The sequence below is a fragment of the Leifsonia sp. Root227 genome (assembly GCF_001428745.1).
In the GTDB taxonomy this organism is placed as follows: domain Bacteria; phylum Actinomycetota; class Actinomycetes; order Actinomycetales; family Microbacteriaceae; genus Leifsonia.
Genome location: NZ_LMIO01000001.1, coordinates 146,426 through 158,198, shown reverse-complemented (window position 1 = coordinate 158,198; position 11,773 = coordinate 146,426). Strand labels below are relative to the sequence as shown.

At 67.8% G+C, this 11,773-nt stretch carries 11 protein-coding genes; 2 read left to right on the top strand and 9 right to left on the bottom strand.

Annotation, left to right across the window (positions count from 1 at the left end; genetic code table 11):
• Positions 1–5: 5 nt before the first annotated feature.
• From ASE16_RS00750 to ASE16_RS00740, 3 genes are read right to left on the bottom strand one after another with little or no spacing between them, the layout of a single operon-like run.
• Positions 6–899, bottom strand: coding sequence for a carbohydrate ABC transporter permease (locus ASE16_RS00750; protein ID WP_055889341.1), 894 nt, complete (start codon positions 897–899; stop codon positions 6–8).
• A complete protein-coding gene (locus tag ASE16_RS00745) occupies positions 896–1,801 on the bottom strand; it encodes a carbohydrate ABC transporter permease (protein ID WP_055889338.1) in 906 nt (301 codons plus the stop codon). The genes ASE16_RS00750 and ASE16_RS00745 overlap by 4 nt, the downstream gene beginning before the upstream one ends.
• Complete coding sequence (locus ASE16_RS00740; protein WP_162255946.1) at positions 1,798–3,087, bottom strand: ABC transporter substrate-binding protein; 1,290 nt, start codon at positions 3,085–3,087, stop codon at positions 1,798–1,800. Before ASE16_RS00740 ends, ASE16_RS00745 begins: the two co-directional genes overlap by 4 nt.
• A gap of 154 nt (positions 3,088–3,241) precedes the next feature.
• Here ASE16_RS00740 and ASE16_RS00735 point away from each other — a divergent pair, with 154 nt between their 5' ends.
• On the top strand, positions 3,242–4,108 hold the full coding sequence (locus ASE16_RS00735) for an AraC family transcriptional regulator (RefSeq protein WP_235500139.1): 867 nt from the start codon (positions 3,242–3,244) through the stop codon (positions 4,106–4,108).
• Positions 4,109–4,126: 18 nt separating this feature from the next.
• Here the strand turns inward: ASE16_RS00735 and ASE16_RS00730 are convergent, their stop codons facing one another.
• A complete protein-coding gene (locus ASE16_RS00730; protein WP_082581113.1) occupies positions 4,127–7,531 on the bottom strand; it encodes a DUF5107 domain-containing protein in 3,405 nt (1,134 codons plus the stop codon).
• Between the two features lie 85 nt (positions 7,532–7,616).
• Positions 7,617–8,204, bottom strand: a complete 588-nt coding sequence (locus ASE16_RS00725) for a GNAT family N-acetyltransferase (RefSeq protein WP_082581112.1) — start codon at positions 8,202–8,204, stop codon at positions 7,617–7,619.
• Between the two features lie 222 nt (positions 8,205–8,426).
• Between ASE16_RS00725 and ASE16_RS00720 the strand changes: the two genes are divergently transcribed.
• The gene (locus tag ASE16_RS00720; protein WP_055889323.1) at positions 8,427–8,756 is read left to right on the top strand and encodes a hypothetical protein; all 330 of its coding nucleotides are present in this window, start codon (positions 8,427–8,429) and stop codon (positions 8,754–8,756) included.
• Positions 8,757–8,808: 52 nt separating this feature from the next.
• Here ASE16_RS00720 and ASE16_RS00715 read toward each other — a convergent pair whose 3' ends face one another.
• The 4 genes from ASE16_RS00715 to ASE16_RS00700 are packed head-to-tail and all read right to left on the bottom strand — an operon-like array spanning position 8,809 to position 11,772.
• The gene (locus ASE16_RS00715) at positions 8,809–9,414 is read right to left on the bottom strand and encodes an alkylhydroperoxidase domain protein (RefSeq protein ID WP_055889320.1); all 606 of its coding nucleotides are present in this window, start codon (positions 9,412–9,414) and stop codon (positions 8,809–8,811) included.
• The gene (locus tag ASE16_RS00710) at positions 9,411–9,998 is read right to left on the bottom strand and encodes a CMD domain protein (protein WP_055889315.1); all 588 of its coding nucleotides are present in this window, start codon (positions 9,996–9,998) and stop codon (positions 9,411–9,413) included. The genes ASE16_RS00715 and ASE16_RS00710 overlap by 4 nt, the downstream gene beginning before the upstream one ends.
• Positions 9,999–10,009: 11 nt before the next feature.
• Complete coding sequence (locus tag ASE16_RS00705; RefSeq protein ID WP_055889310.1) at positions 10,010–11,059, bottom strand: putative FMN-dependent luciferase-like monooxygenase; 1,050 nt, start codon at positions 11,057–11,059, stop codon at positions 10,010–10,012.
• Entirely contained in the window at positions 11,056–11,772 is a 717-nt protein-coding gene (locus ASE16_RS00700; protein WP_200949555.1) for an ABC transporter ATP-binding protein, read from the bottom strand. Before ASE16_RS00700 ends, ASE16_RS00705 begins: the two co-directional genes overlap by 4 nt.
• Position 11,773 lies beyond the last annotated feature (1 nt).

Sequence of the window (11,773 nt, the reverse complement as noted above, 5' to 3'; positions counted from 1 at the left end):
GTGTTCTATTTCACCGATCCGAGGGCGAGGCCCCCGATGAAGCTGCGCTGGAAGAGCAGGAAGACGATGGTGGACGGGATGGCGGCGACCACGGTGGCTGCGGCGATGACCGACCAGCTCGAGACGTACTGGCCCTGAAGGGACAGCACGGCCGCCGTGATCGGCAGCTTCTCCGAGGTCTGCAGCAGTGTGATCGACCAGAGCAGGTCGTTGAACACCCAGGTGAAGGAGAGGGCTCCGAGCGCTGCGAGGGCAGGCCGGGTGAGCGGAAGGATCACCTGGAGGAAGATCCTGACCGTGCCGGCGCCGTCGAGCGTGGCTGCCTCCTGCAGCTCGTTCGGGATGGTGCGCATGAAGCCGTACAGGACGAACGTGTAGAAGCCGATGCCGAACGCGACCTGCACGGCGATCAACGCCCCGAGCGTGTCATAGACGTTCACCTGTTGCGTGAGGCGGGCCACCGGGATCAGCAGCATCTGCACCGGGAGCAGGTTGCCCGCGAGCATCAGGAGCAGGATCGTCCGCCGGAACGAGATGCGGAAGCGGCTGAGCCCGAACGCCGCTGCCGCAGAGAGCAGGAGGGTCAGGATGACGGTCGGGATGGTGACGATCATGCTGTTCACCAGCGCCTGGAACAGCCCGCCCTGGTTCCACGCCTGCACGTACGTGTCGATGGTGAACGTGCGCGGGAGGCTCGCGATGCCGTTGGCGGAGATGTCGTCGAACGTGCGGAACGAGGTGATAAGCACCACCAGGATGGGGGCGAACCAGGCGAGCGAGATCAGAATCCCCGTGGTGTGGAAGCCGACGGTCGCTGCTGTCCGGCGCCTGCTGCGTCTGCGCAGCGTCGTCGGGGCGTGGGAGGTGGCGGTTCTGGCCGGGGCCGTGGTCGTCGTCATGACTCCTTCTCCTCGGAGAGTGCGCGCACGAGGTAGGACACGATGACGGCGATCGCGAGGACGAAGATGACCACGGCGATGGCGGACGCGTATCCGAGAGCGTGCGAACCGAACGCGGTGGAGAACATGTAAGTGCTGAGCAGTTCGGTCGAATGGTATGGGCCGCCCCTGGTCATCGCCCAGACGATGTCGAAGGAGCGGAGCGAGTCGATGATCAGCACGGAGAGCACCACGAGGTTGACGCTGCGCAGCTGCGGCATGGTGACGTTCCAGAAGCGCTGCCAGGCCGTGGCGCCGTCGACCTTGGCGGCCTCCTGGACCGCGGGGTCGAGCGCTTTGAGGCCGGCGATGAAGAGCACCATGACGTAACCGATCTCACGCCACAGCGCAGCGACGATCACCGCGTAGAGAGCGGTGCTCGAGTCGCCCAGCCAGACGTGCGTCCAACTGTGCAGCCCGACGGCGTCGAGGATGTTGTTGAGCACGCCGTTCGGCTGGAAGAAGGCGCCCCAGATCAGCGCGGTGACGACCAGCGAGAACACGATCGGGAGGAACAGCGCGGTGCGGTAGATGCCCACCCCTCGGCGCTCCGACTGGAAGAGCATGGCGACGCCGAGCCCGGCGACGAACGAGATGCCGCCGAACAGCACGATCCAGATCGCGGTGTTCTTGAGCGCTGTGAGGAAGATCGGGTCTGAGAACAGATCGACGTAATTCTGCGCGCCGACCGGGGTGGCGGGGCCGATGCCGTTCCAGTGGAGGAACGAGAGGCTGATGCCCTGGAAGGCGGGCCAGAAGACGCCGACGGCCTCGATCAGGAACGGGATGAGGACGAGCGCGAACACGATCGGCGGCGGAATGGAGATCCGCCGCCGACCGCGAACCGAGGTGATGGTCGTCACGAAGTGGCCCTGATCTTCTGGGATGCTGCATCCCAGTCCTTGAGGATCTGATCCAGGTTCTCCGGATGCGCGATGAAGCTCGTCATCGCGGTGTCGGCCGGCGTCTGCTGGGCGTCACCGGCGTCCCGGTTGTAGAACTGGGTGATCTGCTTCGCCGACTCCAGCATGTCCTTGCCCTGCTTGGACAGCGCATCCAGGCTCAGCGTCGCCTTCGAGCTCGCCGGCAGGTATGTGCCCTGCTGGCTCTTCGCCAGGTCGGACTGCGCCTGCGCGCTCGCCACGTAGTCGAGGAACTTCTTGGTGAGGTTCGGCTTGTCCGTCTTCGCGCTGGCGATGAATCCGTCCGTCGGCCCTTCCTCCGCCACCGGCACCTTGGGGTCGATGATCGGGAATTGGAAGAACGCGAGGTCGCCCTGCTTGTCGGCGGGAACCGATGGCTGCGCCCACGCCCCGAGCAGATACATCGACACCTTGCCCTGCGAGAAGTCGCTCATCGCCTGGTTCTGCGTGGTGCCGAGCACCGCTGGATCGAAGTACGGCAGCACCTGCTTGAAGGCGGCGAACACCTTGCGCACCTCTGGGCTGTCGTATTTCTCCTTGCCTGCCAGCAGCTTGAGGTGGAAGTCCGCGCCGTTGATCCGGAGGTCGAGGTAGTCGAACCAGGCAGAGGCGAGCCACGCGTTGTCGCTGAGGCCGGCCGTGAACGGGGTGACGCCCTGGCTCTTGATCTTCTCCGACGCGGCCAGGAACTCATCCCAGGTCTTCGGCGGAGTGATCCCGAGTTTCTGGAAGTCGCTCTTGAAGTAATAGACGCCCCACCAGTAGTAGCCGGTCGGCACGAAGACGTCCTTGCCGGAGGAGTCCTGGCTCAGCGACTTCAGGGCCTCGGGGAAGTCGTTCTCGTGGTTCTTCCACACGCTCGACAGGTCGAGCAGGAGGTTCTGGTCGGCGAAGTCGCGGGTCGCCTGACCGGCGTACCAGGTGTACACGTCCGGCGGGTTCTTGGCGGTGAGGTAGGAGGGGAGCTGCTGGTTGAACGTGGTGGTCGGGATGGTGTTCACCTTGACCTGACCTTCGCCCTTGGCGTTGAAGTCCTTCACCAGCTTGTCCAGTCCTCCCTTCTCCGCGTCGGTGAAGCGCGACTGCAGGATCAGCGGGCCGGACGCATCCGGGCCGCTCTTCGTCTGCTGCGCCTCACCCGATGTGGAGACGCAGCCAACGAGCAACGCTGTCGCAGCTGCTGCGCTGCCGAGCGCCGTGAGCCATCGGGTGGTCTTACGGGTCATCTTCGACTCCATTTCGTGGTGTGATCGCGAGGGGCCGGACGAAGGAAGATCCTATGTCCGAACGACATAAACGCTATGTCGGTATCACCGGGCGCCGTAGCAGAAACCGTTGGTGTATCTGGACAATTCACTGACATTGGCACACAATCATCCCGTGCTTATCCCCGACGGATTCCCTGGCCAGCGGATGCTGGTGCTCCCCCGGCCGCGCGTTCGCGAGTTTCTGCAACAGCCGGGAACCACTCGACTTGTCGTGACGGACAGCGGGTATTTTCCGCAGGCGACCTCGCACGGTCGCCGCCGAACCACCCCGATCGCGCAGGCTGTCGTCATCGCCTGCGTCGAAGGCTCAGGCTGGTGCGAGACGGAAGCTGGACGATTCCCCGTGCAGAAGGGCCAGGTCATCGTCCTCCCTCCTCGCCAGCCGCACGCGTACGGCTCCGATACGGAGACTCCGTGGACACTGTGGTGGTTCCACGCAGCCGGGCCTGACGTCGAGGCGTACTTGGCGGCGGCAGGGATGACCGCGGAGAACCCCGTCCGCCGCCCCAGAGATCTCTATCCGGTGGTGTCCCTGATGTCGGAGGTGCTGGCTCGCATGGAGCGGGACAGCACCACCACGAGCCTCAATGCGGCAGCAGGGGCCGCCTGGCACGCGCTCACCCTCCTGGCTGCCGAGCGTTCACGCTCCGATGAGGCCGGAGACGTGATCGAGCACGCCACGGAGTACCTGCGAGCGCACCTCGCCGACCGCGTCGTCATTCCCGAGCTGGCAGCGATGGCTTCCCTGAGCACGTCGCACTTCAGCGCCCTGTTCAAACGGCACGTCGGCTATCCCGTGCTCCAGTACCAGACGATGTTGCGGATGTCGCGGGCGCGCGAGCTGCTGGACACCACCTCCGCCACCGTCGCCGCGATCGCTGCCGAGGTGGGATACCCGGACTCGTTCTACTTCGCCAGACAGTTCAGAAAGGTGCACGGCATGACCGCACGCGAGTACCGCGAGCAGCACAAGGGCTAATCGCGGTACCCACCGCGGCTACGCGACGTACAGACGCTGCGATTGCTCCAGCAGCTCGCGGACGAGCGAGGCGGCAGGATCGTGTTCTGCGAGCGCAGCGAGGATCTCCGTGGCGCGCTCTGTGTCCCCGGCGAGGAGGGCGAGTTCGGCGTCCATCACTGCGATGAGGTCGCGATGGGTCTTCTCGACGTCCTCCTGGAAGATCAGCATCGTCGGCAACGAGGTGGCGAAGTAGTCGATCGCCGGCTTCTCCCGGCGCGCGACCTCCACGTAGTTCGCAAACTCCGCCGTGAGCTTTTCCGCCCGAGAGCGGTCGTCGAGTCGTCGTGCCGCGAGGACGGAGAAGAAGGTCATCGGGGAGTGCGACACGGCGGCCATGGTGGTGAAGTCGCCTGCGCTGCTGGCCGCCGCCTGCCAGGATGCCTCCGCCGCCTCAGTGTGTCCGGCGGCCTGATTCGCATCGCCGTACGCCAGCAGCAGCTCTGAACGATTCGCCAGGGGATGCGGCGCCTCTCCGAGCGAATCCGGCACATCCACAGCGTTCGCCAGGGCGGCGACCGCCGACTCTGCGTCGCCGCGGTCGACGGCTTCGGCTGCCACCGCGCGCTTGGCCAGCGTCCACACGCGGATCGCCTCCCCCTCGCCTCCCTCCCACGGGCTGAACCGGCGCGAGGAGAGCAGCGCGACCGCATCGTGGTGGCGGCCGACGAGCACGAGCAGTTCGGCGTAGGCCAGAGCGAGGTCGTCGCGTTCGGCGATGAGGTCGCCTGCGTCGACGAGCTGCGCCAGGCGCTGCTCCGGTGATGCCCCGATCCGGCGAGCCAGCTGGTCCGCTTCATACCGGAGCTTCGCGTCGCCTGGAGCGGCCGCCACTGCGCTCCGGTACCAGCGCACGGCCTCGTCGGGGCGGCCCTGGACGTTGTACGCGGCGAGGCCGAGACCGCGCAGAGACACCGCGTCGTCCGGCTGCTCCTCGACGGCTCGCGTCAGGTGCTCGATCGCCTCGTCGTAGCGTCGGTGGAAGTAGAGCCAGTGCCCGAGGAGGGCGTGTGCGCGACCGTCCCCTGTGCGACGGATGCGTCGTTCCAGCAGGCGCGCATCGTCACGGCCGCCGGCGAAGCACCGGTCGACGGACACGGCGCGCGCCGCCTGGAGCGCGATCGCTGCCTCCGAAGCACGGCCGAGCTCCTCGAGGAGCTCCGCGCGCGCATAGTGAATGAGAGCGAGCGGGTCGCCGGCACCGGGGATGGGGCGCTCGACGGCGACCTGAGCGGCCGCGTCGAGCACGCGCAACGCCTCCACCGTCAGGCCGAGGGAGCGATACTCTCCCGCGACGTCTCGGAGGGTGCCGGCATCCCCGGACGCGTGCGCCTCCGCGAGATCGTTCAGCCACGCGTCCAGTCCGTCGAGCGCACGGGCAGCATCCAGGACCTGGAGCGCATCGGCGTCACGGCCCAGCTTCCGCAGCGCGATCACACGCACGGCCGCCGCCTGGAGCTGATCGGCATCGAAGTGCGCGGCGAGCTCGGCCTGTTCGAGCGCGTCCACCCAGCGCCCGGCTCGAGCGGCGATGCGCGCGCGTGCGAGCGAGGACGCCGCGCGCCACGCGTGCGACCAGGCCGCCTTCGCGAACGCGTCGTCCGCTTCGGTGTCGCGGCCGGTCTCCTGCAGCACCACGCCGAGGAGGTACGATGCCTCGCCGTCGGCGGGGTTCGGATTGCGTCGGGTCTGCCGGCGGAGCGCTTCGCGCAGGTGCTCCTCGGCAGAGGCCATCCGGCCCGAGCTGAGGTCGGCGGAAGCCAGGGCGATGTGCGTGCGGGAGTCGCCGGGGTCGCGCCGTAGCGCTTCCCGCCAGTACGGCTCCGGGGACCGGGTTGCGTGCCGGTACTGGGCCAGGTGCACGCCGGTGAGGTACAGCTCGTCAACAGACTCGATGTCCGCCGGGGCGGGTGGCTCGGTGGCGACCTCGAACCCGTCTGCGGCGGCGTCACGGAACCGGGTCGTCGCGCGAAGCAGTTCGACGCCGTCTTCCACGGCGACCACATCCAGGTCTCCCGCTGACGCTACGGTCACGCGCGCGACGACGGGCCGCCCTGGCGCGACGGCGCAGCGCTGCTCCCACACCACGGCACCGTCCGCGTCGAGCAGCCGGAGGTCGAGCTCGTCGTAGACGCGTGTCGCGGCGAGCCCCACGGTCACGATGCGCCCGCGGCCGTCCGTGACGACCTGATCGCTGTCGTCCTCCGCGATGCTGATGGCGAGGTCGGTGGACGCCTGACTCAGCGGACCGATGTCGTGATAGGGGAACCAGAACTGGCTGAACGTCTTGGTCTCGCCAGGAGCCAGGTAGGTGAAGTCGGGCTGGTTGTCGGTGTACACCCCGGCCATCAGCTCGACGTATGCGCTGCGGTCGTCGCTGAGGTTCGCATCCCAGGCCCAGCCGAAGGGTGCGTTGCCCCAGGTCCACTGCTTCTTGCCCGGCGCGATGTGGTGGTCGGCGACGTGGGCGAAGCCGAGTGCTGTCGAGTGGTCATAGCCTCCGAAGAAGTCGTCCTCGCTCGCGACGCACATGTACGACGTCGGCACCGGGATGTTGCGGTACCAGTCGAGCCGGTCGGCGTCGTCGGCGACGAACGCCGGATCGGACGGGTCGGCGCGGGCCGCGTAGTCGATCCCGTAGTACGGGCGGTCGGCCGCGGGAAACGCGGTCGCTGCGCGCTTGGCGTGATCGGCCACCACGTGGACGTCGGACGGGAAGAACGACTGATACTCGTCGTGCACGCGCACCGCCACGTTCGCCCACCAGAGGAAGGTCTGGGTGGTGTCCGTCCGGTTGAACAGCCGAACCCGCGCTTCGAGCACCGCACTCCCCGGGCGCAGCCGGATGCCGTGCATCCCCTTCATCCGCGCGAACGGGTCGTGGTCGGAGCACCAGACGGTGACGGAGCCGTCGTCCTCCCGTTCGATCGTCCAGTCCATCGGCAGGAAGGTCGCTGGCCTGTGGTGCTGCGGCCAGTTGAACTCGATGCCGCCGGAGATCCAGGGCCCGGCGAGTCCGACCAGTGCCGGCTTGATGACGTCATTGCGGTAGAAGAAGTCCTGCCCCGTCGTCTTGTCCACGGCGATGTGGACGCGCCCGCCGAGCTCCGGAAGGATCACCAGGCGGAGGTACTCGTTCTCCAGGTGGACAGCCTGCCAGGTGCGCATCGTCGCGTCGTGGCTGACGGACTCGATGAACGGCAGGGGGTACACCCGGCCGGAAGACCCCTGGTACACGCGGGACTCCAGAAAGGCCGGCAGACGACCGGGTTCACCCGGCTCGTACGTGCGGAGTTCGACGGGTTCACCCCACGCTGCGACCGCGAGGGCACGCTGAGAATCTGGAACGGGCGGAAGGGGGAACGAAGCCTGCAGATCGGACATAACCAGGACCCTATGGGAGTCGACGACTGCGGAGAATATGCGTTCCCACGCATCACCTGGACAATCCTACGGTCGCGTGGCGGTACTATCCGAGATCCGGAAGGATTGTCCTGCGCATCACGGTCTTGCTCTTGCCAATGTGTCGCTCGAACGTGAATCCGGCCTTCTCGAACATGGCGCGGGTGCCGTTGTGGAGGAACGAGGACGACGTCCTCTTGCCCGGTACGAGTTCGTTGGGGAAGGAGACGACCTCACCACCGCCCGCCAGCGCGATCAGGTCGAGCGCGCCATCCAGGGCCTCCCGTGCCACCCCGGACCGCCGGTGGTCGCGGTCGACGAAGAAGCAGGTGATCCGCCACGGCGCCGGCGAGGTCTCGCCGGCGTCGTACTCCTTGCGGTGGTAGATGTGCGGCAGTTCGGCCGGGCTTCCGTACTCGCACCACGCGATCGCGTCGTCGCCGTCGAAGACAAGCGCGGCGTGCGCGACCCCCTCCTCCACGAGACGCCGCTTGAACGTCGGCCCGTCGTACGCGCTCTTCACCGTCTGCTCGGTGTCGCCGTGGAACCACGAGCAGTAGCATCCGCCCCAGACGCCATTGTGCTTCTGGGCGAGCGCCAGCCACGCCGAGAAGGTCTCGGGCGTCAGCGGTTTGATCACATGGGATGTCGACACCCCATCGATACCGTCTTTCGAAGCCACCAGCGCTCCCAACAGTCAGCGAACGTGAGCCAGAGCAGTCTCGCGTCACCAGCGTATTGCTCTATCCACGCGTTCAGCAGGCTCCTAAAACCTGAGGGTCGCTCACTGCAGGGGTACACTCCCCGCCGTGGATCAGAAGACGCGACGTCACCGCCGAGTACCCGAGTTGTCCGAAGCGCGACGGCACGGCTGACGATGACGGACAACCGGCAGGGCCGCCACGCGTTCGACGCATCTGTCGCCGCATCCGAGCTCGAGCAGACGCCGCTTGTCGGTATCGGCCGTCAGGAACTGCGGAACGGGAAGCTGCTGCTCTGGCTCGGAGTGGTCATCCTGCCCGTCGGCATCGCCCTCCACTTCGCCAGATGGGATGCGGGTGCCTGGGATGACTTCGTCCGATTCTTGACCACGGCCGTCTTCGTCGGGGCGGGTGTCAGCCTCGGTCAGGGGATCCGTCTCTACCGAGAAGGCCGCGCCACGCTCCGTGATGAGGCCAGACGGCAGGCGGAGAACAAAGCCCTCTGATCGCGCAGCCGCGCGTCACCGCCGACGGTTCGCCCGTCCATCGGTCCGAGATTCAGCTCGCCGCCGGCGTCGGCTCCCCAAGAGACAGCATCAGCCGGTTCGCCCAGTTGAAGAATGCCGCGCCGTTGATTGCGTCGATGATCGCCAGGTCGTCGAGCCCGGACTCCCTCAGCTGCCGCACGTTCTCCGCGCCGAACGCGCTGGGGATCACGGTGAGGGCGACGGAGGCGTCGATGACGGCGCGCCACTGCGGGTCGTCCTGCTGCCCGGCCGGGCCCTCGTCGAGCAGACGCTGCACGTCGTCCGGTCGTTTGGACTTGTGCGTGGCGAAGCGGGAGTGGACCGACGCGCAGAAGATGCATCCGTTCGTCCGGGATGCACTGGCGGCCGAGAGTTCGCGGAGTGCGCGGGTGAGGCCGCCCTTCTCGTTGTAGAAGATGTCGTTGTCGGTTCGCGTGCGGGCGCCGAGGATGTCAGGGTCGCGGACGAGGAGTCGGAAGTACGGACTGTTCGCGCGCCCCTTGTCGACCAGGCCCTCGTAGTGGCGGTCGGTCAGCTCGTCGAGAGGCAACGGCTCCAGCCACGCCTCCCAGCCGAGTTCGGCCTGGGTGAAGGCGTTGGGTGCTACGAAGTCGTGCTGGATGACAGTGTCGCTCATGCGAGCTCTCCTTTCAGGACGGTGAGCCCCGCGACGACGCGGAGCTGGAAGCTGAGGAATGCGACGAGCTGAGACAGGGTGACGATGCCGGTGGTGGACCAGCCTGCGTCGAGCAGCGCCTGCAGGGCGTCGGCCGACGAGTCACGCGGGCGGTAGACGAGGAGGTGCGTGTGGGAGAGTGCGGCGGCGAGACGTGCGCCGGCTTCCGCGGTCAGGGTGGCGTCGGGGGCCCAGATGAGGCCGGCGACGTTCTCGACGGTCAGCGGTCCTGCCGGGTATTCGCCGTACGGTCCCTCCGTGACGGCCCCGGGCAGAGCGGCCTGCAGAGCGGCGAGGAGCCCGGCATCCTCGGCAGCGAGAAGGTCGCGATAGTGCGAGGCGGTCGGCGACTGCGAGAGCGCGACGGTCCAGAACGCGACGGCGAGCCGCTCGCGCTGGCTGACCTCCTCCCGTTCGTCGGAGTGGAAGAGTGCGTCGTAGCTGGCCTGCGCGTTGGCGCGCGCGTTCGGCCGCTGGTCGCGCAGGGTGTCGAGGGCGTCGCCTGGGGCGATGCCGACGAGCTGATCGATGACGTCGGTGGGCATGGACAGTCCTTTCAGTGGTTCGCGGGCACGGGCAGGGCGGGCGCCCAGTCGAGGAGTTCGGGCGCGACCTCCGCCGCGATGAGCTCGATGGAGCGGAGCACCGTCTCGTGCGGCGGGTCGATGGGATGCGGCTGGAAGGCGACGTCGGTCGCGCGCGCCAGGATCGTGTCCGTCCGCAAGGTCGCCAGCACCTGCTCCGGCGTGCCGATGTGGATATCGAGCCAGGCCAGCAGCTCGGTCTCGGAGACGCCGGCCGGTACCTCCAGACCTTGGGCGTCGACGAACGTCCTGCCGCGGTCGATTCCGCGACGCACCCAGCGGGCCGCCTCCTCCTCCGTGTCGACGACGAGCGCCGACCGGGATGCGAGGATGCGCGGCTCGACGCCGTCGGGGAGGGCGGCCAGGTAGGCGTCGACGACGGCCTCCTGCAGCTCAGGGGAGGTCGGGTCCGTCCAGTTCTTCCGTGGTTGGGTGCGGGAGAGCATCAGGCCGTTGCCTCTGCGGCCGATGCGTTCCGCTCCCGCCGCAGAGAAGGTCGCCTCCCACACCGACCCGAGCAGGTCGGGGGCAGCGGGATACAGGGCGCCGTCATCCGACGTCAGGGTGTCTCCACGCAGGGCCGCCACCAGGGTCTCGCGATGACGGTCGTAGATCGCCGCGCGGTCGGCGGACTCGTGGCCGAACGGCGGGAACGACGATGGCGTCCCTCCCGAGCCGATCCCGAGTTCGAGGCGGCCCCCGGAGAGCAACTGCAGCACGGCGGCATCCTCGGCGACGCGCAGCGGCTCCTCCAGCGGAAGCGTCACGATCCCCGTGCCCAGGTGGATGCGGGACGTACGCGCCGCCGCCTGCGCGAGAAGCACGAACGGCGACGGAAGTCCTCCCTCGTTCTCGTGGAAATGATGCTGAGCGACCCAGACCGAGTCGAGCCCGACCTCCTCCGCGCGGGCGAACTGGTCGAGCGCGTTGCGGTAGCGGTCGATGGCGCTCCCGTCGTCGAGCAGCCGGGTGAAGAACCCGAGCCGCTTGGCTCGCCGCGGTTGCTGAGGGGTGCCGGTCACTGTCCCGCCTTTCCGAGGTACGCCTCTTGGATCTGAGGGTCGTCGAGGAGTTCCTGCGCGGTGCCTTCGAGCACGATCGCGCCCGTCGCGAGCACGTAGCCGCGGGAGGCGATGGAGAGCGCAAGCTCCGCCTGCTGCTCGACGAACAGCACGGCCACGCCCAATTCCCGGTTGATGCGGACGATCTCGTCCAGCACCTGGTCGACGAGCTTCGGCGACAGTCCCATCGTCGGTTCGTCCATGCACACCAGGCGTGGTCGGCTCATCAGCGCTCGGGCGAATGCGAGCATCTGCTGCTCTCCTCCCGACAGCGTCCCTGCCTGCTGGCGGCGGCGCTCCGCGAGCCGGGGGAAGTGGGTGCGCATCCGGTCGAGGTCGTCGGCGACGCCCGCCTTGTCGCGCCGCGTGTATGCGCCGGCGATCAGGTTCTCGTCGACGGTCATCTCGGGGAAGACCCGCCTGGCCTCCGGCACGGACGCGATGCCGGCGGCGACGCGGCGGCGCGTGGGTGCGTTGGTGACGTCCTCTCCGGCGAACCGGACGGTGCCGGTCTTCGGCCTGACCAGCCCGAGGATGGTCTTCATCGTGGTCGACTTGCCGCTGGCGTTGCCGCCGAGAAGCGAGACGATCTCTCCCTCCCCCACCGTCAGCGAATTGCCTCGCAGCGCGTGGAACGGGCCGTAGTAGACGTTGACGTCGTCCAGCGCGAGCAGC

Bases quoted from the DNA above. Each gene is read 5' to 3' on its own strand.
- ASE16_RS00750 (WP_055889341.1), bottom strand. From the start codon at position 899: ATGACGACGACCACGGCCCCGGCCAGAACCGCCACCTCCCACGCCCCG.
- ASE16_RS00740 (WP_162255946.1), bottom strand. From the start codon at position 3,087: ATGACCCGTAAGACCACCCGATGGCTCACGGCGCTCGGCAGCGCAGCA.
- ASE16_RS00730 (WP_082581113.1), bottom strand. From the start codon at position 7,531: ATGTCCGATCTGCAGGCTTCGTTCCCCCTTCCGCCCGTTCCAGATTCT.
- ASE16_RS00720 (WP_055889323.1), top strand. From the start codon at position 8,427: ATGACGGACAACCGGCAGGGCCGCCACGCGTTCGACGCATCTGTCGCC.
- ASE16_RS00715 (WP_055889320.1), bottom strand. From the start codon at position 9,414: ATGAGCGACACTGTCATCCAGCACGACTTCGTAGCACCCAACGCCTTC.
- ASE16_RS00710 (WP_055889315.1), bottom strand. From the start codon at position 9,998: ATGCCCACCGACGTCATCGATCAGCTCGTCGGCATCGCCCCAGGCGAC.